This is a genomic window from Streptomyces sp. NPDC088194 (genome assembly GCF_040702025.1).
GTDB lineage: Bacteria > Actinomycetota > Actinomycetes > Streptomycetales > Streptomycetaceae > Actinacidiphila.
Map to the genome: position 1 here is coordinate 62,812 of NZ_JBFBIV010000018.1, position 24,218 is coordinate 87,029.

A 24,218-nucleotide genomic window follows, 5' to 3' on the forward strand; every position below is an offset into this window, starting at 1 on the left:
TCGCGTCATCCCGTGCTCCTCACGCGCCTGCCGTGTATCGGTCACGAGCGTGCCGTGCACCGCTCACGCACCCGCCGCGTACCGCCAGAAGTCCCGTAGCTGCCGCGCGGGCACCGGGCTCGTCGCCGCGAGCTGGGTCAGCAGGATGTGGACCGAGCCGGTCGCGGGCACGACATGCGCCGACGTACCCGTGCCGCCGACCCAGCCGTAGCGACCAGGGACGTTCCACGGGTCGAGGGGCTCGACGTCCACGCAGGCGCCGAAGCCCCAGCCCTGCCCCTCCAGGAAGAGCCGGCTCGCCGCGCGCTGCGCCCCGGTGAGATGGTCGGCCGTCATCAGCCGCACCGACTGCGCTGACAGCAGCCGCCGGCCGTCCGCGGTGGCGCCCTCGGCGAGCAGCATCCGGCCGAAGGCCAGCCAGTCGTCGGCCGTCGAGGCCAGCCCGCCGGCGCCGGACGGGAAGGGCGGCATGCTGCTCCACTGGCCGTCCGGCCCGTCGGCCACTTCCAGGCCACCGGACGCGTCGGTCCGGTAGTAGCTGGTGAAGCGGTCCCGCTTCGCGGCCGGGACGACGAAGCCGGTGTCCCGCATGCCCAGCCGCTCGAAGATCCGCTCGGCCATGAAGTCGGGCAGCGACTCGCCGCTGACCCGCTCGATCAGCACGCCTTGCAGGTCGGAGGAAGTGTTGTAGAGCCACGCCTCGCCCGGCTGGTGCAGCATCGGAATGCCGGCCAGCGTCTGCAGCCACTCGTCGGTGGCCAGGAAGCGCTGCGGTTCGCGGCCGTCGGACTGCACGCCCTCGGCGAAGAGCGGCCGCACGGCGGGCAGTGCGAAGTCCGGCGCGAAACCGTACCCGGTGCGCGAGCTGAGCAGGTCCTCCACCGTGATCGGGCGGGTGGCGGGCACCACGTCGTCGAGCGGGCTGTCGGGGGTGCGCACCACGCTCGGCGCGGCCAGCTCCGGCAGCCACCGCCGTACCGGGTCCGCCGGATCGAGCCGGCCGTCGTCGACCAGCACCATCACCGCGGCGGCCGTGATCGGTTTGGTGATCGAGGCGATCCGGAAGATCGAGTCCCGGGCCATCGGCGACCGGCCCCCGGCGTCGAGAGACCCGACCGCCGCGAACTCGACGTCGTCGCCACGCGCCACCAGGCCGACCGCGCCGGGCAGGGTGCCGTCTTCCACATACGGTCGCAGGACGTCGCCGAGGCCCGCCGGGGCCGACCCGTTCGCTGACTTGGTCATGCCCTCACGCTAGCCGTGCGGTGCGACAGCGCTACTGCTGCCGCGCGGCCTCGTCGAGCGCACGGACCACGTCGGCCACGATGTCGTCCGGGTCCTCCACGCCCACCGAGAAGCGGATGAAGCCCGGTGCCACCGCGTCGCCGCCCCAGCGGGCCCGGCGCTCGGCGGTGCACTGCACGCTGCCGAAGCTCGTCGCCTCCGAGGTCATCCGCAGCGCGCCGAGAAAGCGCTCCGCGTGCTCCCGGTCGGGCAGCGTGAAGGAGACCACGCTGCCGAAGCGGCGCATCTGTGTCACCGCCACCTCGTGCGAGGGGTCGGTGGGCAGTCCCGGGTGCCGTACCCCCGTCACCTCGGGCCGCTCCAGCAGGGCGCGGGCGAGCGCCAGCGCGTTGTCCGCCTGGCGGTCCACCCGCAGCGCGAGCGTGGCCAGCGAGCGATGCGCCAGCCAGGTCTCCATCGGCCCCGGGATGGCGCCCACCGTCTTGCGCCACTTGCGTACGGAGTCGGCCAGTTCGGCGTTCCGCGTCGTGACGTACCCCATCAGCAGGTCGCCGTGGCCGTTGAGCGCCTTGGTGCCGCTGGCCACGGAGAAGTCCGCGCCCAGGGCGAGCGGCCGCTGGCCCAGCGGCGTGGCCAGCGTGTTGTCCACGGCGACCAGCGCGCCCGCCGCGTGGGCGGCGTCGGCCAGCCGCCGGATGTCGCACACGTCCAGTTCGGGGTTGGACGGGCTCTCCAGCCACACCAGGCGGGCGCCCTCCAGCAGCGGGAGTTGCGCGTCGCCGGCGGTCGGCGCCATCCGCACCTGCACGCCGTACGACTCCAGGCGCTCCACCAGCGCGCGTGTCGTCTGGTAGCAGTCCGACGGCAGGACGACCACCTCGCCGGAGCGCACCTGCGACAGCAGCACCGCCGAGATCGCCCCCATGCCGGAGGCGAAGGAGAGCGTGCTGGCGTCCGGGTCGCCGGGCGCCTCCAGCTCCGCGATCGCCTGCTCCAGCAGGTCCCAGGTGGGGTTGTCGTCCCGGCCGTAGACATACGGACCGGTGGGCTCACCTGGCAGGTGGTAGTGCGAGACGAAGACCGGACCGGGCAGCGACGGCTCGTACGGCCGGGCCTCGGGGCGGCCGGCGTGCACGCTGCGGGTGCTGTCGCCGACCTGGTCCTCTGCCATGCGATCCTGCGTCATGCGGTCCTCATCCTTCATGTCTCCTCGGTGCTCGCTCGGGTCGGTGCTCAGTCGTCCTCGTCCGGGAGGACCAGGTGCAGCGCCCACGCGACGACGCTGACGATCAGGCCGCCGAGCACGGCCGTCCAGAAGCCGTGCACGTGGAACTTCAGACTGAGCTGGCCGGCCAGCCACGAGGTCAACAGCAGCATCAGCGCGTTCACCACGATGGTGATCAGGCCCAGGGTGAGGATGAACAGCGGAAACGACAGCACCTTGACGACCGGCTTCACCAGCCAGTTCACCACGCCGAAGACGAGGGCGACGAGTATGAGCGTCAGTGCTTCGCGCCACGCCGAATGACCGGTGAGCGTGATGTCCTTGAGCAGCCACACGGCAACGCCCAGGGCCCCGGCGTTCGCCAGGGTCTTGACGACGAAATTCTTCATGGTGAGATCGTCGCAGGTCTGATCATCGGGACAAGAGACGGAACAGAACCGTGGCCGTACCGCAGCGGAGGAGCGATCGATGAAGGTGTTCCGGTTGGACGATCTGGACGCGGAGCGTGCCGCGAACCAGGGTGCGTACCTCCGCTTTCTGCGGGAACGCAACATGTCAGCGGGGCTGTACGCCCTCAAGGCCGGCGAGAGCGACTCGCAGCAGCCGCACGCGCAGGACGAGGTCTACCTCGTGGTCAGCGGTCGGGCCGCGATCACCGTGGGGGACGAGACCACCACTGTCGCGCGCGGCAGCGTGGTCTACGTGCCGGCCGGTACCCCGCACCGCTTCCACCACATCACCGAGGATCTCAGGGTCATGGTGGTCTTCTCGCCGCCGGAACCCTAAGGGGCGGATCAGGGTCGGATGGGGTCTTCCCGGCCTTCGCCCCGGCGCCGGGTGGACCTACAGTCGAAGTACGGCACAGTCGGAGTGCGCGCCCCGCGCAGCGACCTAGGAGCGAAAGAGCGTCATGGAGAATCTGCTGAAGAGCCTGCCCTGGTGGGTCAAGTGGATCGGCATCCCGGTCATCGCGCTGGTCGTGTTCGGCACGCTGATCGCGAGCCTGGTCAGCATCGTGATCGGCCTGCTGTTCAAGGTGCTCGTCTTCGTGATCCTGGTCGGCGCGCTGGTCTTCGTCGTGAAACGCGTCACGTCGGGGGGCTCCGGCAAGAAGCGCGACTGGTGACGTCGGCGTCCCGGCCGAGGCCGGGACCCCGGAATCGGCCCCGGACCGCGCGCAGCGCGCGCACCAACCGGACCGGCGAACGGCTCAGACCGTTCGCCGGTCCGCGTCATTTCACCCGGCGATGGCTGCGGCCCGCGCCGGCCGGGCGGGACGGGCCCGGGACCGTCGCCGCCTCGCCCTGACCGGCGCGACCGCCTGGGCCGCTCTGACCGCCCTGACCGCTTGCCTCGCCCCGGTTGCCGCGGTCGGCGCTGACCACCAGCGCGGCCAGCGCCGTCGTCAGCGGCACCGACGCCACCAGACCGATGCTGCCGACCAGGGTCCGTACGATCTCCTCGGCCACCAGCTCGCTGCTCGCCACCTGGAACACCCCGCTGCGGGCGATCGAGAAGAGCAGCAGCAGCGGGAGGGCGGCGCCGGCGTACGCCATCACCAGGGTGTTGACGACCGAGGCGATGTGGTCGCGGCCGATGCGCATGCCGGCGCCGTACAGCTTGCGCCAGTTCGCTGTCGGGTCGGCGTCCTTCAGCTCCCACACCGCCGCGACCTGGGTGACCGTCACATCGTCCAGCACTCCCAGCGAGCCGATGATCACCCCGGCCAGCAGCACCCCCTTGATCTCGATGTTCGGGTAGAGGGTGTGGATCAGGCCGGTCTCGTCGGAGGTGTTGCCGGTCAGCCGGGCCCAGGCGATGAAGACCGAGCCGAGCGCGCCGATCAGGAACAGCGAGCACAGCGTGCCGAGTACCGCCACGGACGTGCGGGCGCTGACGCCGTGGCACAGGTACAGCGCCATGAGCATGATCGCGCTGCCGCCCACCACCGCGACCAGCAGCGGATTGTCGCCGCGCAGGATCGCCGGGAGGATGAAGAACGTCAGGATGGCGAACGAGATGGCCAGGGCGACCAGCGCCATGAGCCCGCGCAGCCGCCCGATCAGGACCACGACGAGCGCGAATCCCAGTGCGAGCAGCGCGACCGGCATGCCGCGGTCCACGTCGGTGACCGAGTAGCGCAGGTTCTTGGGTGCGTCGGGGGCGTAGGCGAGTACAAGCCCCTCGCCCTTGGTGTAGCGGCGGGTCTGGTCCGGCTGCACGATCTCGGTGAACCTCGTGCCCTTGTCCGGGCCCGACATCACCTCGATCGTCGCCTTCTGGCAGGCGTCACTGGCGGCCGACCCCGCCGTCGAACCCCCGCCCGAGCCCGACGTCCCGCCCGCGCCGCTTCCGGTGCCGCCCGAACCGTCGCCCGCCCCATCGGCGTTGGGCAGCGCGCCGACCTGCTTGCAGGACACGTGCACGAGTTGCACCACCTTGCCCGGCCGGGTCTGCTGGTCGAAGCCGACCCCGCTGCGCGCGTGCGCCGGCGCACCGCCCGGCCACAGCAGCACCATGCCGGCCACCACCGCGGCCGCGAACGGCACGAGGACGGCCGCGATCACCTTGCGCAGATGCCGGGAGACCGGTGGCACGGGCCCGTGCGCGTGCCCATGGCTGTGTCCGTGTCCTTGGCCGTGTCCTTGTCCGGGTTCCTGGCCGTGGCCGTGGTCGGGAGACGCGGCGGAGTGCGGGCCGTGCTCGCCGGCCTGGGGGGAGTCCACGGCCCGATCATCGCAAGGGCCCTGGTGAATGTCCGTACGCAGCCGCTACCGTTGGCAGCACCTTTGCAAACGCGGGAGCTCGGAGCACCGGGCTGAGAGGGCGCTGACATCGCTTGAGGCGAGCGCTGCGCCGACCGCTGAACCTGTTACCGGGTAATGCCGGCGTAGGGAGTGGGTCTCACATGACCATGCAGGATGCGCGCACGCGTGAAATCGGCTGGCACAAGTCGTACGTCACCGGTCCCACCGGATCACGGCCGGACCTGCGGGTGCCGGTTCGCCAAGTGCATCTCACCAACGGCCGCGACGTGACGCTGTACGACACGTCCGGCCCGTACACCGACCCGTCGGTCGACACCGACGTCCGGCGGGGCCTGGCGCCCCTCCGGGAGAACTGGATCATCGCCCGCGGCGACACCGAGGAGTACCCCGGCCGGCCGGCCCGGCCGGAGGACGACGGGCTCAAGCACACCTCGCCCCGCGGCGGACTGCGCAACCTCGACGCGGTCTTCCCCGGCCGGCCCCGGCTCCCCCGCCGCGGCCGCCCGGGCCGGCCGGTCACCCAACTCGCCTATGCCCGGCGCGGCGAGACCACCCCGGAGATGGAGTTCGTCGCGCTGCGCGAGAACGTCCCGGTCGAGACCGTGCGCGAGGAGATCGCCGCGGGCCGGGCCGTACTGCCGGCCTGCGTCAACCACCCCGAGATCGAGCCGATGATCATCGGCAAGCGGTTCCTGGTGAAGGTCAACGCGAACATCGGCAACTCCGCGGTCACTTCCTCGATCGAGGAGGAGGTCGAGAAGATGACCTGGGCGACCCGCTGGGGCGCCGACACCGTGATGGACCTGTCCACCGGGCGCAACATCCACACCACCCGCGAGTGGGTACTGCGCAACTCCCCCGCCCCCATCGGCACCGTGCCGCTCTACCAGGCCCTGGAGAAGGTCGACGGCCACGCCGAGGAACTGACCTGGGACGTCTACCGGGACACCGTCATCGAGCAGGCCGAGCAGGGCGTCGACTACATGACGGTGCACGCCGGCGTGCTGCTGCGCCATGTGCCGCTGACCGCCCGCCGCAAGACCGGCATCGTCTCGCGCGGCGGCTCGATCATGGCCGCCTGGTGCCTGGCACACCACCGCGAGAACTTCCTCTACGAGAACTTCGACGAACTGTGCGACATCCTCGCCGCCTACGACATCACCTTCTCGCTCGGCGACGGACTGCGACCTGGCTCGATCGCCGACGCCAACGACGAGGCGCAGTTCGCCGAACTGCGCACCCTCGGCGAACTCAACACCGTCGCCAAGCGGCATGATGTGCAGACCATGATCGAGGGCCCGGGCCATGTGCCCATGCACAAGATCAAGGAGAACATCGACCTCCAGCAGGAGATCTGCGAGGAGGCCCCGTTCTACACGCTCGGCCCGCTCACCACCGACATCGCACCCGCCTACGACCACATCACCTCGGGCATCGGCGCCGCGATGATCGCCTGGTGGGGCACCGCGATGCTCTGCTACGTCACTCCGAAGGAGCACCTCGGCCTGCCGGACCGCGACGACGTCAAGACCGGGGTGATCACCTACAAGATCGCCGCGCACGCCGCCGACCTCGCCAAGGGGCACCCCGGCGCGCAGGAGTGGGACGACGCGTTGTCCGACGCCCGCTTCGAGTTCCGTTGGGAGGACCAGTTCAATCTGGCCCTCGACCCCGACACCGCGCGTGACTTCCACGACGAGACGCTCCCCGCCGAGCCGGCCAAGACCGCGCACTTCTGCTCCATGTGCGGCCCGAAGTTCTGCTCGATGAAGATCTCGCACGACATCCGCCGTACCCACGGCGGCGGGGATCAGGGCGCCGAGCAGGACCCCACGCAGACGCCCACGGACGGCCCCGCGGAGGTGAGCGAGGCGGAGATCCGCGCCGGGATGGCGGCCAAGTCCGCGGAGTTCGCCGCGTCCGGCAACCGCGTGTACCTGCCGATCGCGGACTGAGCGTCCTGGGGGGACCGCCCCGTCCGCTGACCGAGGCGGCGGGGTCCGGCATGTCGCCGGGCCCCACCGCTCGGGGGCCCGGTGGAGCCCGGCGGGACGCTAGTTGAGGGTCGGTCCGATGTTCGCCGGGACCGGCGGCGGCCAGCCGACCGTGGAGAAGCTGTGCCACAGGCCCGGGGTTTCGGCGACTCCCGCGCTGAACGTGGTGGACAGGTAGGTGCTGGGGCGCCCCACCGGGTCCGTGCAGTTCAGTCCCTTGTGCAGCCAGATGTCGACACCGGTGTTGTTGGTGACGTGGTCGACGCCCAGCGGGGCGAACCGGTGGCAGGTGCCCTCGCCCTGGGTGGGGTTGGAGATGGTCTGGCTGAAGGTGAGACCTCGGGTGCCCGTCACCTGGCCCGCTGAGGAGTCGGAGCACCCGGTCGCCGCGAGGGCGAGCGGGATGGTCGTGCACAGAGCAGCGAGCGTACGGCGGCGGACGCGCATGGGCCTCTCCCGTTCTGGGCGGGTACGGGAGCAGTCAAGCAACGGTGCGCGGCCGCCGCGACCTGGGACGTCCATCCGTGCGGTCAGGGTGTTCGGACAGGCCGTTCGTGCAGGTCGTCCGCGCAGGTCGTCCGGACAGGGCAGTTCGGCCTTTCACACAGGGCGGCGGCCGGACCGCTCCAGCCGCCGCTCATGCCCTAGTCCGGCCGGTGGTCCGGGCCGCCGAAGTCCGGGCTGGTGAAGTCGGGCGAGGCGAACCGGGGCGTGGCGCGGTGCGGGTCCTGTGGCGAGGAGAAGTCGGGCCGGGTGTAGCCGAGGCGGGGCATCCGCGGACCGGAGGCGGGTGCGGTGGGCGGCGGCATGGCCGCTCGACCGGCCAGCGCGTCGTCGAGGAAGGGCAGCAGCCCCCGGTCGAGCAGCGCCCGCCGCCACGTGTCACGCGCCTGCGCGACTTCCGGCGGCAGCGACTCGGGCGCGTCGTGAATCGCGGTGGAGCCGTCGCGCAGCGCGGTCAGCAGCAGGCCGATACCGCCGAGCACGATCGCGGCGGCGGCCACGGCGGCGAAGAACCAGCCCGCGGTGCGCAGCGGTGAGGCGATCCCGGGCTCCGGGGACACCGCCTGGAGCGCGTAGCCGATCAGCAGGAAGATCAGTGCCGCGGCGCCGGCGAGCAGCGGGGTGAGCACGGCCATCATCGCGAGGATGCCTGCTCCTGACCCGGTACGGTCCGCGACGCCCATCGCGGCGTAGCTGAACGTCCGGCTGTCGCGGGCCCGGGCGGACTCGCGGGCCGCCGCCCGGCTGTCAGTGCGGACCTGGCGGTACACCTCGTACTCCTCGGCAGCCCGCGCCCCGATCGACTCGGCGGCGGCGAGCGCCATGGTGCGCAACTGCTCGGCGTTCAGCAGGGAACCGGCCATGCCGTCCCCGGCTGCCGCGCCCTCCATACCGTCCATGGCGATACGCAGCGCCTCGTCAAGGACATGCTCGAAGTCCTGGCGGTCCTCGGTGAGCAGATGTGGAGCGCTGGTCATGTGCATCCCCCGATGCTCCGACTCTCCGTGCGCGGCAGGTGTTCCACGTGGAACAAGCTCTGCCTGCCGGATGCCCAGAGAGCGGTGGGACTACGGATACTGCCGATGGTAGGGCTGTACGGGGGGCCCTGACAGGGTGCAACCAGGAAATGTAGGAGCTAGCCCACCAGCGGGAGTTGGGCAACGAGCAGCCGCCCGTCCATCGTGACGCCACCGTCCATCGCCACCGCCAGGTTGTCGGCGTAGACCATCGGACCCTGCACCGCGTGCGCGGCCGCCTCGCCGTCCGCCGGGTTCTCCCCGCCGACCTCGCCGAGCAGGTACGGGATCGGGCTGTGGCCGTGCACGACCCGCTTGCCCCCGTAGGTGCCCAGCAGTTCGCGGGCCGCCTCGGCGCCGCCGTCGCCGCGGAAGGCGAACCGCTTGGTGAACTTGCGGAACAGATCCCAGCATTCGTCGGCGTCGGAGCGCTGCAGCACGCTGGTGACCGCGTCGTTCATCTCCTCGATGCTGTTGCCGTAGTCGAGGTAGGCCGTGGTGTCGGAGTGCACCAGCAGGTGGCCGTCGGTGAGATGGGCGGCGTCCAACCGGGAGATCCAGGTCAGATGCCGGTCCTCCAGGCGCTCCATATCCGACGGCTGGCCGCCGTTGAGCCGCCAGGCGGCGAGGAACGAGGCGGTGCCGCCGGTGGAGTTGACCGGGGTGTCGCCGAAGCGGTGGGCACCCAGCAGCAGCAGTTCGTGATTGCCCATCAGGGCGCGGCAGTAGCCGCCGGCCGCCGCGGCCTCCGCGGAGAGCTGCATCACCAGCTCGATCACGCCGATGCCGTCCGGGCCGCGGTCGGTGAAGTCGCCGAGGAACCACAGCCGGGCGCTGCCCGCGGACCAGTGGCCGTCCTCGTCGACCAGCCCCGACTCGCGCAGGGCGGCGAGGAGTTCGTCCAGGTAGCCGTGCACGTCGCCGACCACGTAGAGCGGGCCGGGACGCTCGCCCGGCAGCGCCGCGTCGGTGATCACGGGCAGGTCGTGCGCGGTGGGGGTGTAGCCCGGCGGTACCAGCGGCGTGTCGGGGCGGGTCGGCTCATAGCCGGGCGGTGCCGAGGCCGGAGGAGCCGCGGGCGGCGGGGTGCCGTCGTAGGCGGGCGCCGCCGACGGGTAGCCCGGTTCGTACCCGTCGGCCGGCTGGAAGTCGGGCGCCGTCCCGTAGCCGGGCGCGGGCTCGTACCCGGTGTCGGGCTCATACCCCTGACCTGCCCCCTGAGTCATCGACCCCTCCACGCTCGCGCCGCCATCCGCCCATCATAGGAATGCGGCTGGCGCGTTGTGACATACCCAGGCACCTCGTTTTCATGGGCCCAGGACAAACCGCCACGTAGTCACCTGGTCGGGCCGGTACTTCGGCGCCTGCCGTCCGTGTCGCCGCACCCTCCCGTGTCGGGCGAGGCGCGGCGATGGACGCGAAGCGAGCGGCGTTCGGCACTGATCGGCGGTACGTGGCATTCTGCGGGCGATCCGCGGCGGTGCGCGGCGGCGTCCCGTGGTTCACGCCTCATCACGGGCCGGACCGCGCGGTGGGCTGACGGTGGTGCGGTGCGCCCGCCGCTGCGAGGACGCCCGCACGATCAGCTCGGTCGGCATGACCTGCTGCACGGGATGGTTGGGCCCGATCCCCTCGATCGCGTCGATCAGCAGCTGGACGACGGCGGTACCGATCCGTCGCGGCTGCAGTGACAGCGTGGTGATCGGCGGGTCGGTGCCCGCGTAGCCGCCGCTCTCGCTGCAGCACACCAGCAGCAGGTCGTCGGGGACGCGCAGGCCGTAGCGGCGGGCGGCGGCGAGCAGGTCGGTGCCGTTGGGGTCGAAGAGTCCGTGCACGGCGTCGGGGCGGTCCGGACGGGCGAGTAACCGGTCCGCGGCGACGGCTCCCGCGCAGGGATCGTGGGCGGGGTACGCCTCGTACACCGGTTCCTGGCCGACGCGTTCGCACCATTCCAGGTAGGCCGTGGTGGACAGCCGGGTGTACGTGTCGGTGCTGGTGCCGGTGAGCAGCCCGATCCTGCGGGCGCCGGCCGCGGCGAGGTGGTCGAGGATGCCGAGCACGGCCTCTTCGTGGTCGTTGTCCACCCAGGCGTGCACCGGCAGGCTGCCGGCCGGGCGGCCGTCGCTGACCACCGGCACGCCCTGCCGGACGAGTTCGCCGACCACCGGGTCCTGGTCGGACGGGTCGATCACCACGGTGCCGTCCAGCGCCACGTTGCCCCACACGTCGTGCCGGGAGGAGGCGGGCAGGATGACCAGGGCGTACCCGCGGGCCAGCGCGGCGGAGGTGGCGGCTCTGGCCATCTCCGCGAAGTACGCGAACTCGGTGAAGGTGAACGGTTCTTCGCCGTATGTCGTCACTGTCAGGCCGATCAGGCCCGATCTTCCGGTGCGCAGAGTGCGGGCGGCGGCCGACGGGCGATAGCCCAGCCGGTCGGCGACCTCGCGGACATGGCGCCTGGTGGTGTCCGGTAGTCGGCCCTTGCCGTTGAGCGCGTCGGAGACAGTCGTGATCGAGACGCCGGCGGCGGCGGCGACGTCCCTGATCCCCGCGCGCTCCAGCCGGCGTCCGATGGGTCGGCTCGCCTGGTGATTCCCTGCTGCTGTCATGGCGAGCCGATAGTAGGGCGGCACTGGTCCGTACGGCTGCCAGCCATGGGGGCCTCAGGAAGAACGGTTTCTGCAAGATCCAAAGCCGTATGCAAGGTGGAATATGCAGGCGGCAGGGCGGCAGGCCGGGCGGATAGCGGCCCGGTTGCGGTCTTCGCCCGGCCATTGGTCCGCCGAGATCGCTGTCGGCAACTCACTCCTACGGGGGACGCGCGCCAGGGCGCGCGCTACCAGCGCACACGGTGACGTAGCGCACCTCCCCCGTTCGCGGCGGCCCTCGTAGGGTGTGGCCATGACCACCCCCAAGCTGCGCGCGGAACTGGACGGCATCCCGACGTACAAGCCCGGGCGACCCCCGGCTACGGAGGAGGACGGCGCCTCGGGGCCCGCCTTCAAGCTGTCCTCGAACGAGAACCCGTATCCCCCGCTGCCCGGCGTGCTGGAGGCGGCGGCCACCGCCGCGGCCTCCTTCAACCGCTATCCCGACCTGTCCTGTGCCGCGCTGACCGCGGAACTGGCGACGCGGTTCGACGTACCGGTCGGACACATCGCCACCGGCACCGGCTCGGTCGGCGTGGCCCAGCAACTGCTCCAGGTGACCTCGGGGCCGGGCGACGAGGTGATCTACGCCTGGCGGTCGTTCGAGGCGTATCCGATCATCACCCAGATCAGTGGTGCCCGGGCGGTGCAAGTGCCGCTGGACGCGGCCGAGGTGCACGACCTGGACGCGATGGCGGCCGCGATCACCGACCGGACCCGGCTGATCTTCGTCTGCAACCCGAACAACCCGACCGGCACCGTGGTGCGCCGGGCGGAACTGGAGCGCTTCCTGGACCGGGTGCCGGCCGATGTGCTGGTCGTCCTGGACGAGGCGTACCGCGAGTTCAACACCGACCCCGAGGTGCCCGACGGCGTCGACCTGTACCGTGACCGCCCGAACGTCGCGGTGCTGCGCACCTTCTCCAAGGCGTACGGCCTGGCCGGGCTGCGGATCGGTTTCGCGATCGCGCATGAGCCGGTGGCCGAGGCGCTGCGGAAGACCGCGGTGCCGTTCGGGGTGAGCCAGCTGGCGCAGGACGCGGCGATCGCCAGCCTGCGGGCCGAGCCGGCGCTGCTGGAGCGGGTCGCGGGTCTGGTCGTGGAGCGCGCCCGGGTCGCCACGGCGCTGGCCGATCAGGGTTGGACGGTGCCCGAGACGCAGGCGAACTTCGTGTGGTTGCGGCTGGGGGAGCGCACCGCGGACTTCGCGGCGGCCTGCGAGCGGGCGGGTGTGACGGTCCGGCCGTTCGGTGCCGAGGGGGTGCGGATCACGATCGGGGAGACCGAGGCCAACGACATCATGCTGCGGACCGCTGAGGCGTTCCGCAAGGAGCTGTAGCCGGAGCCCCACCGGGCAAAAAGTGCTTTGACCTGCTAATTCGCCCCCTCTCACCCCCCGGTGGGAGGGGGCGAACGCATGTGCGCGATACTCCTTGTGAATGAGTTCACGTTCACAAGCAGAACGCGTATCGGCAGTAAAGGAGACGTATCGTGCAGCTCGCTTTGGAGCCACTGAACGTCGCCCGGTGGCAGTTCGGCGTGACGACCGTCTACCACTTCCTCTTCGTCCCCCTGACGATCTCGCTCTCCGCGCTCACCGCGGCACTGCAGACCGCCTGGGTGCGCACCGGCAAGGAGAAGTACCTCGGAGCCACCAAGTTCTGGGGCAAGCTCTTCCTGATCAACATCGCCATGGGCGTGGTGACCGGGATCGTGCAGGAGTTCCAGTTCGGTATGAACTGGTCTGACTACTCACGCTTCGTCGGCGATGTCTTCGGCGCGCCGCTCGCCTTCGAGGCGCTGATCGCGTTCTTCTTCGAGTCGACCTTCATCGGCCTGTGGATCTTCGGCTGGGACAAGCTGCCCAAACGCATCCACCTCGGCTGCATCTGGATGGTGTCGATCGGCACCATCCTGTCCGCGTACTTCATCCTGGCCGCCAACTCCTGGATGCAGCACCCGGTCGGCTACCACTACAACCCGAAGACCAAGCGGGCCGAACTCACCGACTTCTGGGCGGTGCTCACCCAGAACACCGCGCTCGCGCAGTTCTTCCACATCATGTCCGCGGCCTTCCTCACCGGTGCCGCGTTCATGATCGGCATCGCCGCCTACCACCTGGCCCGCAAGCAGCACATCGCGGTGATGCGCTCCTCGCTGAGGATGGCGCTGGTCGTCGCGGTGGTCGCCGGGGCGCTCACCGCGATCAGCGGCGACACCCTCGGCAAGGTGATGTTCAAGCAGCAGCCGATGAAGATGGCCGCGGCCGAGGCGCTGTGGGACGGCCAGAAAGGCGCGCCCTTCTCGGTCTTCGCGGTCGGCGACGTCAACAAGGGGCACAACGAGGTCGCCATCGACATCCCCAACCTGCTCTCCTTCCTCGCCACCGACGACTTCACCAGCTACGTCGGCGGCATCAACGACGTGAACAAGGCCGAGCAGCAGAAGTACGGTCCCGGCGACTACCGGCCGAACATCCCGGTCGAGTATTGGGGCTTCCGCTGGATGATCGGCTTCGGGGTGGTCTCCATCGGGGTCGGTGCGGCCGGGCTGTGGCTGACCCGCCGTCGTTTCTGGCTCGCGCCGGATCGGCGCACCGGCGAGGACGAGGTGCCGCACCTGATGCTCACCCGCACCCTCGGGCTCGGCTCGCGGCTGTCCCGCTGGTACTGGCGGATCGCCCTGCTGACCATGGTCTTCCCGCTGATCGCCAACTCCTGGGGCTGGATCTTCACCGAGACCGGCCGCCAGCCCTGGGTGGTCTACGGCGTGCTGCGCACCAAGGACGCGGTCTCCCCCGGGGTGTCCGTCGGCTATGTCCTGACCTCGCTGATCGTCTTCACGCTGCTCTACGGGCTGCTCGCGGTGGTCGAGGTCCGGCTGCTGGTGAAGTACGCCAAGCAGGGGCCGCCCGAGCTCACCGAGGCCGACCTGAACCCCCCGACCAGGATCGGCGGCGGTCCCGGAGGCGACAGCGCCGGCGCGTCCACGGACGCCGACCGGCCGATGGCCTTCTCGTACTGACGGACTGACGACGGAACGGAAGGGATACGGGACATGCATCTGCACGATGTCTGGTTCGTCATCATCGCCATCCTGTGGACGGGCTACTTCTTCCTGGAGGGCTTCGACTTCGGGGTCGGCGTCCTCACCAAGCTGCTCGCCCGCGACCGCACCGAGCGGCGGGTGCTGATCAACACGATCGGGCCGGTCTGGGACGGCAACGAGGTGTGGCTGCTCAGCGCGGGCGGCGCCACCTTCGCGGCCTTCCCGGACTGGTACGCCACGCTCTTCTCCGGCTTCTACCTGCCGCTGCTGCTGATCCTGGTCTGCCTGATCGTCCGCGGGGTCGCGTTCGAGTACCGCGCCAAGCGACCCGAGGAGCGCTGGCAGCGCAACTGGGAGCACGCGATCTTCTGGACCTCGCTACTGCCCGCCGTGCTGTGGGGGGTGGCGTTCGCCAACATCGTGCGGGGCGTGAAGATCGACGCGAACAAGGAGTACGTGGGCAACCTGGGGGACCTGCTCGGCGGCTATGCGCTGCTCGGCGGGCTGGTCACGCTGGCGCTGTTCACCTTCCACGGCGCGGTGTTCACCGCGTTGAAGACGGTCGGGCCGATCCGGGACCGGGCCCGGGCGATGGCCACCAGGGTCGGCCTGGTCACGGCGGTGCTTGCGGCGGTCTTCCTGGTCTGGACGCAGGTGCACAGCGGCGGCGCCCGCAGCCTGCCCGCCCTGGTGGTCGCCCTCGTGGCGATGCTCGCCGCGCTCGTCGCGAACCGCGCCGGGCGGGAGGGCTGGTCGTTCGCCTTCTCCGGGGTGACGATCGCCGCCACCATCGCGATGTTCTTCCTCTCGCTTTTCCCGGACGTGATGCCGTCCTCGCTGAACGGCGCGTGGAGCCTGACCGTCGGCAACGCCTCCGCGACCCCGTACACGCTGCGGATCATGACCTGGTGCGCGGCCATCGCGACTCCGCTGGTGATGCTCTACCAGGGCTGGACGTACTGGGTCTTCCGCAAGCGGATCGGCACCCAGCACATCGCGGAAGCGGCGCACTGATCATGTCCCGCCAGGTCAAGCCCCCTCTGCTCATGTTCCACGTGAAACACGAAAGGGGATGTTCCACGTGAAACCGATCGATCCCCGACTGCTGCGGTACGCGCGGACCACTCGGATCTTTCTCGCCGGCTCGGTGTTGCTGGGCCTGGCGGGGGCCGGGCTGATGGTCGCCCAAGCGGTGCTGATCGCCGACGTGGTGGTCGGCGGCTTCCAGCAGGGCCGCGGGGTGGGTGCGTTGCGCGGCGACCTGATCGCGCTGGCCGCGGTGGCGGTGGGACGGGCGCTGGTGGCCTGGCTCACCGAACTGTGCGCGCACCGGGCCGGCGCGGCGGTCAAGTCGCAGCTACGGCAGCGGCTGCTCGCTCATGCCACCGCGCTCGGCCCGAACTGGCTGACCGGGCAGCGCGGCGGCGAGCTGACCACGCTCGCCACCCGCGGGGTGGACGCACTCGACGACTACTTCTCCCGCTACCTGCCGCAACTCGGGCTCGCCGCGGTCGTGCCGCTGGTGGTGCTGGCCCGGATCGCCACCGCGGACTGGATCTCCGCGGTCACCATCGTGGTGACGCTGCCGCTGGTGCCGCTGTTCATGGCGCTGGTCGGGTGGGCGACCCGGGACCGGATGGACCGCCAATGGCGGCTGCTTGCGCGGCTGTCCGGGCACTTCCTCGACGTGGTCGCCGGACTGCCCACGCTGAAGGTCTTCGGCCGGGCCAAGGCACAGGCCGACAACATCCGGAAGATCACCGACGACTACCGGCGGGCCACCCTGCGCACCCTGCGGATCGCCTTCCTCTCGTCCTTCGTGCTGGAACTGCTCGCCACCATCTCGGTCGCGCTGGTCGCCGTCGGCATCGGCATGCGGCTGGTGCACGGCGAACTCGACCTGCGCACCGGGCTGCTGGTCCTGGTGCTCGCTCCGGAGGCGTATCTGCCGCTGCGGCAGGTGGGTGCTCAGTACCACGCGGCGGCAGAGGGTCTGGCGGCGGCGGAGGAGGTCTTCGAGGTGCTGGAGACCGCGCTCCCGGGCGCCTCGGCCACGGATGCCGGCCGGGTGCCCGCGCCCGACCTGCGAAAGGCCACGGTCCTCGTCGAGGGCGTCGAGGTGGCGCGGGACGGGCGGTTGGCCCGGACCACGCTGGAACTCGCGCCCGGCCGGACGGTCGCCGTCACCGGGCCGAGCGGCGTGGGCAAGTCCACGCTGCTGCGGGCCCTGCTCGGCTTCGTCCAGCCGTCCACCGGGCGCATCCTCGTGGACGGGATCGACCTCGCCGACATCGACCGAGCCTCCTGGCACCGGCAGATCGCCTGGGTGCCGCAGCGGCCGCACCTGTTCGCCGGGACCGTCGCGGAGAACGTGCGGCTGGCCCGGCCCGACGCGAGCGAGGCGGAGGTACGGTCCGCACTGGCCGCCGCCGGGGTGGCCGGGTTCGCCGCTCCCGACGACGTCATCGGGGAGGACGGCGCGGGACTGTCGGCCGGTCAGCGGCAACGGCTCGCCCTGGCCCGCGCCTTCCTCGCCGACCGGCCCCTGCTGCTGCTCGACGAGCCCACCGCCAACCTGGACGGGGACACCGAGGCCGAGGTCGTCGCGGCCCTGCGCGAACTGTCCGCCACCCGCACGGTCCTGCTCATCGCGCACCGCCCCGCTCTGCTGCCGCTGGCCGACCAGGTCCAGTCCCTCGCCGCGGCGGGACCGTCGCAGTCCGCGCTTCGCACGGTCTCCGAGCCGCCCCAGGCGGCGTCCTCGTCCGAGCCGTCGCAGGCTGTGGCAGCGGCTGAGCCGGCCGCGGCACCCTTCGACGATCCGGCCCCCGGCAGGCGCCTTCGGGGCATCGGCGCTTTCGTCGAGGCCCGCGAGACCCGCGGATTCCGGGTCCGGTTCGCGGGTGCCTGCGCGCTCGGGGTCCTCGCCCTCGGCTGCGCGGTCGGCCTGATGGGTACCTCGGGCTGGCTGATCAGCCGCGCCGCCCAGCAGCCGCCCGTGCTCTACCTGATGGTCGCCGTCACCGCGACCCGTACCTTCGGCATCGGTCGCGCCGCCTTCCGGTACGGGGAGCGGCTGGTCGGCCACGACGCGGTCTTCCGCGCGCTCGGCGGCGTACGGGTCGCCGTCTTCCGCAGGCTGGAGCGGCTGGCGCCCGCCGGGCTCGGCCGCACCGGTCGTGGTGACCTGCTCTCGCGGCTGGTCGCCGACGTGGACGGCGTCCAGGACCACTACCTGCGTTGGCTGCTGCCCGCCGTGACCGCGGCGGCGACCGGGATCGGTGCGGCCGCCTTCACCGGGTGGCTGCTGCCCGCGGCCGGTGCCGTGCTCGGTGCGGGACTGCTCCTCGCGGGCGTGGCCGTGCCCGCGCTGTCCGTGGCGGTGGCCCGCCGAACCGAGGACCGACTCGCGCCCGCCAGGGGCGAGCTGTCCGCCCGGGTGCTCGGGCTGTTCACCGGCACTGCCGAGCTGACCGTGGCGGGCGCTCTGCCCGGGCGGCGCGCACGGGCCGCCGACGCCGACCTGACGCTGCGCCGGATCACGGCCCGCTCGGCCGCCGCCACCGCGCTCGGCGCCGGACTCACCGCACTGGTCACCGGCCTTACGGTCACCGGATGCGCCTGGGTGGGTGTGCGGGCGGTCGCCGCGCACCAACTGCACGGCGTCGTGCTCGCCGTACTCGTGCTGCTCCCGCTGGCCGCCTTCGAGGCCGTCGCAGGGCTGCCGTCGGCCGCCCAGCAGCGGCAGCGCAGCCGCAGGGCGGCACAGCGCGTACGGGACGTGCTGGACGCGCCTGTGCCCGTACAGGAGCCCGTGCGGCCGCGGCAGGTCCCCGAGGCGCCGTATCCGCTGGTGTTGAGCGGGCTGACCGCTCGTCACCCCGGCCAGGAGCGGCCCGCGCTGGACGGCGTCGACCTGACCCTGACGCCAGGCCGCCGGATCGCGGTCGTCGGGCCGTCGGGCGCGGGCAAGACCACCCTGGCGCACGTGCTGCTGCGGTTCCTCGACGCGGAGCGGGGTTCGTACACGCTGGCCGGCGAGGACGCCGCGGCACTCGACGGCGACGAGGTGCGGCGGCTGGTCGGTCTGTGCGCGCAGGACGCGCATGTGTTCGCCAGCACCGTGCGGGAGAACCTGCGGCTGGCCAGGCCCGGCGCACCCGACGGCGAGCTGCGGGAGGCGCTGGCCGCGGCACGGCTCGCACTCGACCTGGACGCGGAGGTCGGTGAGCACGGCGCCCGGCTGTCCGGGGGCATGCGGCAGCGGCTCGCGCTGGCCCGCGCGCTGCTGGCCGACTTCCCCGTCCTCGTCCTCGACGAACCCGCGGAGCACCTGGACCTGCCCACCGCGGACGCCCTCACCGCCGATCTGCTGGCGGCCACCCGCGGCCGTACGACCGTGCTGATCACCCACCGTCTGGCCGGGCTCGCGGACGGCGCCGTGGACGAGGTCGTGGTGCTGTCCGGCGGGCGCGTCGTGCAGCGCGGCGGGTACGACGAACTGGCCGCCGTCGAAGGGCCGTTCCGCCGCACCCTGGAACGGGAGCGGAGCACGGAGACGGCCCGTGCCGCCCGGGAGCCGGTGGGGGTCTGACCCCGGGGCTGCGCGGGCCGGGCTGTCCGGGCTGTCCGGGCGATTCGGGCCGTCCGGTCAGCGCAGGTCGCGGCGCGGGAGGTCGACGGGGTCGCGTTCGAGAGCAGCGCGTTCGGCGCGTTCGGCGCGGGCGGCGAGGACGCGTTCGATGACGCGGGCCACACCGTCGTCGTCGTTGGACTCGGTGCGGTACGTGGTGGTCGCCAGCACCTGCGGATGGGCGTTGGCGACGGCGTAGGATGTGCCGGCCCAGCTCAGCATCGCCAGGTCGTTCGGCATGTCACCGAAGGCGACCACCTCGGCGGCGGTCACCCCGCGTTCGGCGCAGCACTTGGCCAAGGTGGTGGCCTTGCTGACACCCGTGCCGCTGATCTCCAGCAGGGCGGACTCGCTGGAGCGGGTGACCTCGCCATGCCCGCCTGCCACCGTGAGCGCGATGGCAAGGAACTCGTCCGGGTCGAGGGAAGGGTGCTTGGCCAGCAGTTTCAGCAGCGGCTGGGCGCGGTCGGCGGCCAGGAGTTCCTCGATGCCCGCGCGGGGCACGGAACTGTCGGCTTCGATCGCCGGATAGTCGGGCTCACGCCGGAAGCCGAAGGTGCGCTCGACCGCGAAGGTCGTACCGGGGACCGCCGCACGCAGCGCGTGCGCGATCGCCAGCGCGTCGTCCTCGGGCAGCGGGAACGCCTCGATCAGCGTGCCGGCCCGCAGGTCGTAGACCGCGGCACCGTTCGCGACGATGGCCATACCGTGCCCGGCGAGGTGCTGGGCGACCACGCCCATCCAGCGCAGGGGGCGGCCGGTGACGAAGAAGACCTCGACGCCTGCGTCCTCGGCGGCGGCCAGGGCGGCGGTCGTCCGCTGCGAGATCGTCTTGTCGTCCCGCAGCAGCGTGCCGTCCAGATCGGTGGCGATCAGCCGCGGTCCGGGGTCGGTGAAGGTCTTTTCGTAAGTCTGTTGGTGGTGCTGCTGGTGGTGCTCGTGCCTGTCGTGCTCGTCGTGCCGGCTCTGTCGGCCGGGTCCGTCGTGCCTGTCGTCCTGCGTGTCCTGCTGGTTCTGCTGCTTGTCGCGCTGGTTCTGCTGGTGGTTCTCGGGCCCGGTCCTGGGGTCCGTGTGGGCCTCGGGCCGGTGGCGGGCGTCGGAAGACTCGGCTGGCTCGGTGGCTGGGGTCACTGCCCCATCCTTCCGCACCGCAACCTTGTCCCGCTCGGTGGTGCGCAGATCCGCTCAGCGGAGCCGCTGGTTCAAGCCGTGGCCGGTGTCCGTCGAGGGATCAACCGCGTTGCCACGAAGGGGTTTTGCGGGTGAATCGGGTCGAACGCGTTCATCGGGTGAAAAGGCGCTGGATCAGGCGGCGCGGGTGAAGAGCTCGCGGGTGGCCTGCGCGGCGCCGGACCGGCTCGGGGCGTTCTCGCGGTGCGGCTGGGCACCGAGGTCGTTGGAGGCGGTCGAACCGGTCGACGCGGCGGCAGCGGGTGCGCCGGCCGCGGCGGCGAGGGCGCCGAGGTCACCGAACTCGTCCAGCCCGTCGGCGGTGCGCAGGCTGCGGGCACTGGGCGAGGTGCCGTGTGCTTCGGCGCCGATGCGCTGCTTCATGGTGGGCGGCAGCGTCCGGCCCCGGCTCCTGCGCACCAGGCGCGACTCGGCCGCACGCGGTGCGGGGATGCGGGCGCCCGCTCCTCGGCGCTTCGGCGGCGCCGGCGGGCCGACCGGGGCCGGCACCGTACTTGTCGGGGCACCCGCCGCCACCTCCGCTCGTGTCCCCACCGCGGCCCGCGCGGTGTTCTCGACGGTGGCGGCGGTGATGTCGGCGGCGACAGCCTGCCGACGGGCCGCGGTGCGGTCCGGAGTGGCGAATCCCAACGCGGCGATGCACTTGAGCAGCACGCTGAGCAGCGCGCCCCAGAACGTCTTGATGTCGGCAGCCATCGACCTCTCGCTTCCTGTTCTCGTCATGCGGTGAACTGACTAATCCGATGATGCGGAAACGAGCACACAATGCGTGGAGCCGCACCTTGGGTTCGGCGATATTCACATCAACGCCACCCGGATGGTGCAACCACGGCATTCCGGACCAGGGTCCGGGAGGCGGGCGCCCTGCCCGCACAGCCCTTGTCCCAGGCCGCCGACGACGGCTCCGACCAGGTTTTTCGGCGAGCCCGACACGACGTTCACCCGCCCGGCACACCGGCACCGAAGATCCGGGACCGGACCCTCGCCGGTTGCCCACCGGCGGCGCCGTATCCGCCCGCTCCCAGGGAGATCCAGGGCGGGCCTCGTACTTACCGGATCGGATCGATCCCCACCCGTAGGCTCTGCCGCATGAGCATGCGCCTGAGCACTGTGATTCTGCCGATCTACCGCTGGACCGAGGGTCGGAAGGTGTGGGAGGGGGCGGAGGAGCTGGGGTTCCACGCGGCCTACACCTATGACCACCTGTCGTGGCGGACGTTCCGGGACGGGCCCTGGTACGGGGCGATCCCGACGTTGACCGCTGCCGCCGGGGCGACGTCGACGATCCGGCTCGGCACGATGGTGACCTCAGTCAAGCCGCGTCCACGCATCACGGGCTGACCTGGGGAATCGCACTCTCCAAGCCCACAAGGCTGCTGGCGCTGCGTCTCAAATGGCTCGTCGCCCCGAGTGGGACTGCTCTCCTGGGCACCAGGCAGTCCGTCCACCGACACCTGACGATCGGCCACGCTCGCTGAGAAGCCCCGCGGACCATCGCAAAGTGATGAAAGTGCCCCCACTTCTGTCCGAGTCGGCCTACGCTGCGGGACTACCGCGCTTCGGACTGCAACCGACCGAAGCGGAGGTGGAGGTGACATGGGCGGAGACCCGGGCTCGTACGTTCCTGTAGCGGTCGACGAGCGTAAGAGGCACGTGACGGCAGCGAGGGCTCGTGGCACAGCTCAGCCACCTGATCCATACGGGGATCGGGCTCTGCTGACCTCCGCCATGACGAAAGGCTACGAGGCCGTACCCGTCGCGGAACGGGATCGGTTGCGGCGTTATCTGGACGCCGTCGTGGAAGTCCGCTCAATGCCTGTGCACACCAACGTCGCCTTCAACGCACTGTATTTCGGTTACGAACTCGGCGGCGACGGCTATGGCGGCAGTCCGCTTCGCCTCGACGATTTCCCCGTGATCACCTTCGGTGAGTCTGCCCCTGCGCTTCCTGTCGGAGCGATGGTGCGGGTGCACACCGGCTCGGACCCGCTGTATGCCGAGATCGTCTACAGAGAGGGGGCCCACCCTGGGACGCGTGCCCTTGGAGACGTGCCCGCCTGGGTCTCGGGTGCACCGGTCGGAGCCGACGGCCCCGGGAAGCCGGGAAACGGTGGGGCGGCACAACGTCGGGAGCTCTTAGTCCCGGACTTCCACGCCTTCGGTCCAGCTCTGAGCTTGTCGCAGGCTCAGCTCCATCGTCTGCGCACGCGCCAGCGCTGGATCAATGAGGACGCACACGTTGTCGTGAATGTCGGCTACGTGTCATCTGATGTGGCTGGGCACGATGAGTTGGCGGCGTATGCGGACCATCTCCTGACAACGGCACGGGAACAGTTGCTCAGTCCGTTCGTCCCCGTGTCACTTGCCGCATTGGTAGATAGCACGCACGACGGTGACTTGCGGGCGGGGCTGCTCGGGCTCCTCGACACAGTGCGGGGGGTGCTCAGGTCCAGCGACGTCCTCCGCACGTGGCAGGGCTACGCCATGACCCGAACCTCCCTCGCGGCCTGTTGGCGGGACACTGGGCCGCTGGGCGGTGGTGACTTGCGGTCGCTTGCTGCGGCGATCGAGAACGCAGCCACGCCAGGTAAACGGCGCTACGGCCTCACGTCGCCGATTACCGTGTACACAGCGGTCGGACCACGGCTTCGCGGGTTCTCGGGCGCCGAGGGACTACTCACAGGTACTGGGTACGCGACAGCGGTGTGTCGGGCGAACCTCGCACTCGCTGACACCGTACGAGGGGACAGCGACCAGGGCCTGTTCGAGAATGGCTCGCGGATTACACTCGACGACGCCTTCGAAGGTGGAGGTGTGTGGCGCTCACACCACCCCGGCGATGCTGAAGCCACCGGAGATCCGCTGGCTCCCAGCGGACGTGGCTGGGATTCGACGCTACCCACGCCGCTGGAGCAGGCGCGGGAGTGGGCACCGGTCGACGCCCCTCTGGCCGACGGCGCCTCTCTCGGTCCCGTCGCTCTTTTGCGGAACGACATGGAGCAGGTCGTCTGGCGGGCCCCCCTTCGGTTGGACCAGCTCATCAACGGTTGGTTCCCATTGCCTCCCCTTGTCATGGAGGAGCTTCGCTGGTCGCAGGACAGGACTTCCGCAGTCCGCCTCGAAGTCAAGCACGCCGGCCAGAAACTGGGCGAGAAGTTCGCGGTGCAGGACGTCACCACCGAACTGGTTGACAGATCAGGCCGGATAACGGGAATCGCCTGGCCTGAGGAATTCTTTCCCGGGCTGATGCTTGAGTCGCGTCTACGCCGCGGCGAGCAGGTGATCCGCATCACGACGATGCCGCTCGGCGAAAAGGTGCTCATCGGTGATCGCGAGACAGGGCACTGTTATGACCCGCAGGTGCTCACCAGAGAGGACGCTCCGGGGAGTGACCGCTACGGTGACAGCGCGATCGGGCTCGGCCCTCGTCAGCTGGTCATGCGTACGGTGCGCCGTTGCGGTCTGCTCACCTTGGACGGCCACGCGTTGATGGACCGGGCCGCATTGCCTAGCGCCATATACGGACGGCGGCCAGCCCAATCGCAGGCGGCTGCCCTCAGTGCAGCCATCTCGGAGCTGCTCGCAGGGCGACTGCTGGAATCAGTCCTCGGCAGTCGAGACGGCTGGGGGCAGGCGCATTTCCCACCGCGGGACGGTCAACGGACCGTTCCGCTCCTCGGCTATCGCCCTTCCCAACCACGAGTGATCCGCCCGTGGGCACACACAGAGCCGGCCGTTGAGGAGCCATACGGTGTCGTCCAATTCGTCCCCGGCCATCTGCGCCGACTGAGACCTGGCCACTCACCGAGTGAGGCTCAGCGTACGGCCTTCCGAGAGCATTGCCGCAGGCTCGGCAAGGCGGATGGCTGGGAGCTGCCCTACGGCTACACGTTCGTCACTGATCACACCCGCTGTCGCTGACGCAACACATTCGAGCGTCGGGCCA

The 24,218-nt window shown here is 70.9% G+C and carries 18 protein-coding genes, 1 pseudogene and 1 riboswitch; of the genes and pseudogenes, 9 read left to right on the forward strand and 10 right to left on the reverse strand.

The features are described 5' to 3' along the window. Positions 1-63: 63 nt before the first annotated feature. Genes AB0399_RS12630 through AB0399_RS12640 form a run of 3 tightly spaced genes read right to left on the reverse strand, consistent with a single transcriptional unit; the run spans position 64 to position 2,859 of the window. A complete protein-coding gene (locus AB0399_RS12630; protein WP_366411246.1) occupies positions 64-1,245 on the reverse strand; it encodes a serine hydrolase domain-containing protein in 1,182 nt (393 codons plus the stop codon). Positions 1,246-1,276: 31 nt separating this feature from the next. Then, a complete protein-coding gene (locus AB0399_RS12635) occupies positions 1,277-2,431 on the reverse strand; it encodes a cystathionine gamma-lyase (RefSeq protein WP_366411247.1) in 1,155 nt (384 codons plus the stop codon). 47 nt (positions 2,432-2,478) lie between these two features. Next, complete coding sequence (locus tag AB0399_RS12640) at positions 2,479-2,859, reverse strand: phage holin family protein (protein WP_329367048.1); 381 nt, start codon at positions 2,857-2,859, stop codon at positions 2,479-2,481. A gap of 79 nt (positions 2,860-2,938) precedes the next feature. Between AB0399_RS12640 and AB0399_RS12645 the strand changes: the two genes are divergently transcribed. Continuing rightward, positions 2,939-3,256 (forward strand): cupin domain-containing protein, encoded by a 318-nt coding sequence (locus tag AB0399_RS12645; RefSeq protein ID WP_328466527.1) that lies wholly within the window; start codon positions 2,939-2,941, stop codon positions 3,254-3,256. 124 nt (positions 3,257-3,380) lie between these two features. Beyond that, a complete protein-coding gene (locus AB0399_RS12650) occupies positions 3,381-3,596 on the forward strand; it encodes a DUF5326 family protein (RefSeq protein ID WP_328466525.1) in 216 nt (71 codons plus the stop codon). Positions 3,597-3,702: 106 nt separating this feature from the next. Here the strand turns inward: AB0399_RS12650 and AB0399_RS12655 are convergent, their stop codons facing one another. Then, positions 3,703-5,196 (reverse strand): YibE/F family protein, encoded by a 1,494-nt coding sequence (locus tag AB0399_RS12655; RefSeq protein WP_366411248.1) that lies wholly within the window; start codon positions 5,194-5,196, stop codon positions 3,703-3,705. A gap of 61 nt (positions 5,197-5,257) precedes the next feature. Beyond that, positions 5,258-5,384, forward strand: a riboswitch (TPP riboswitch). On the opposite strand from AB0399_RS12655, the gene thiC reads away from it, so the two are divergent. Next, complete coding sequence (thiC, locus tag AB0399_RS12660; RefSeq protein ID WP_366411249.1) at positions 5,379-7,193, forward strand: phosphomethylpyrimidine synthase ThiC; 1,815 nt, start codon at positions 5,379-5,381, stop codon at positions 7,191-7,193. (Overlaps the previous riboswitch by 6 nt.) A gap of 99 nt (positions 7,194-7,292) precedes the next feature. Here thiC and AB0399_RS12665 read toward each other — a convergent pair whose 3' ends face one another. From AB0399_RS12665 to AB0399_RS12680, 4 genes are all read right to left on the reverse strand, one after another. After that, on the reverse strand, positions 7,293-7,679 hold the full coding sequence (locus AB0399_RS12665) for a hypothetical protein (protein ID WP_366411250.1): 387 nt from the start codon (positions 7,677-7,679) through the stop codon (positions 7,293-7,295). Positions 7,680-7,876: 197 nt separating this feature from the next. Then, positions 7,877-8,719 carry a hypothetical protein gene (locus tag AB0399_RS12670; protein WP_366411251.1) on the reverse strand — a complete coding sequence of 281 codons (843 nt, stop codon included), beginning with the start codon at positions 8,717-8,719 and terminating at the stop codon, positions 7,877-7,879. A 152-nt stretch (positions 8,720-8,871) separates the two neighbouring features. Further along, the gene (locus AB0399_RS12675; protein WP_366411252.1) at positions 8,872-9,978 is read right to left on the reverse strand and encodes a metallophosphoesterase; all 1,107 of its coding nucleotides are present in this window, start codon (positions 9,976-9,978) and stop codon (positions 8,872-8,874) included. 276 nt (positions 9,979-10,254) lie between these two features. Continuing rightward, complete coding sequence (locus tag AB0399_RS12680; RefSeq protein ID WP_328466513.1) at positions 10,255-11,361, reverse strand: LacI family DNA-binding transcriptional regulator; 1,107 nt, start codon at positions 11,359-11,361, stop codon at positions 10,255-10,257. Between the two features lie 286 nt (positions 11,362-11,647). On the opposite strand from AB0399_RS12680, the gene hisC reads away from it, so the two are divergent. From hisC to cydD, 4 genes are all read left to right on the forward strand, one after another. Continuing rightward, the gene (gene hisC, locus AB0399_RS12685) at positions 11,648-12,739 is read left to right on the forward strand and encodes a histidinol-phosphate transaminase (RefSeq protein WP_366411253.1); all 1,092 of its coding nucleotides are present in this window, start codon (positions 11,648-11,650) and stop codon (positions 12,737-12,739) included. 152 nt (positions 12,740-12,891) lie between these two features. Next, complete coding sequence (locus tag AB0399_RS12690) at positions 12,892-14,424, forward strand: cytochrome ubiquinol oxidase subunit I (protein WP_366411254.1); 1,533 nt, start codon at positions 12,892-12,894, stop codon at positions 14,422-14,424. Positions 14,425-14,457: 33 nt separating this feature from the next. After that, positions 14,458-15,462, forward strand: a complete 1,005-nt coding sequence (gene cydB / locus AB0399_RS12695) for a cytochrome d ubiquinol oxidase subunit II (RefSeq protein ID WP_329367063.1) — start codon at positions 14,458-14,460, stop codon at positions 15,460-15,462. A 58-nt stretch (positions 15,463-15,520) separates the two neighbouring features. Next, positions 15,521-19,042 (forward strand): thiol reductant ABC exporter subunit CydD, encoded by a 3,522-nt coding sequence (cydD, locus tag AB0399_RS12700; RefSeq protein WP_366411255.1) that lies wholly within the window; start codon positions 15,521-15,523, stop codon positions 19,040-19,042. 57 nt (positions 19,043-19,099) lie between these two features. Here cydD and AB0399_RS12705 read toward each other — a convergent pair whose 3' ends face one another. After that, positions 19,100-19,957 carry a Cof-type HAD-IIB family hydrolase gene (locus AB0399_RS12705; RefSeq protein WP_329374136.1) on the reverse strand — a complete coding sequence of 286 codons (858 nt, stop codon included), beginning with the start codon at positions 19,955-19,957 and terminating at the stop codon, positions 19,100-19,102. A 429-nt stretch (positions 19,958-20,386) separates the two neighbouring features. Then, positions 20,387-20,968, reverse strand: coding sequence for a DUF6344 domain-containing protein (locus AB0399_RS12710; RefSeq protein WP_366411256.1), 582 nt, complete (start codon positions 20,966-20,968; stop codon positions 20,387-20,389). A 399-nt stretch (positions 20,969-21,367) separates the two neighbouring features. Here AB0399_RS12710 and AB0399_RS12715 point away from each other — a divergent pair. After that, positions 21,368-21,583 (forward strand): annotated as a pseudogene (locus tag AB0399_RS12715) (LLM class flavin-dependent oxidoreductase); the annotation flags it as partial. Positions 21,584-22,000: 417 nt separating this feature from the next. After that, a complete protein-coding gene (locus AB0399_RS12720; protein ID WP_366411257.1) occupies positions 22,001-24,193 on the forward strand; it encodes a hypothetical protein in 2,193 nt (730 codons plus the stop codon). The last annotated feature ends 25 nt before the right edge of the window (positions 24,194-24,218 follow it).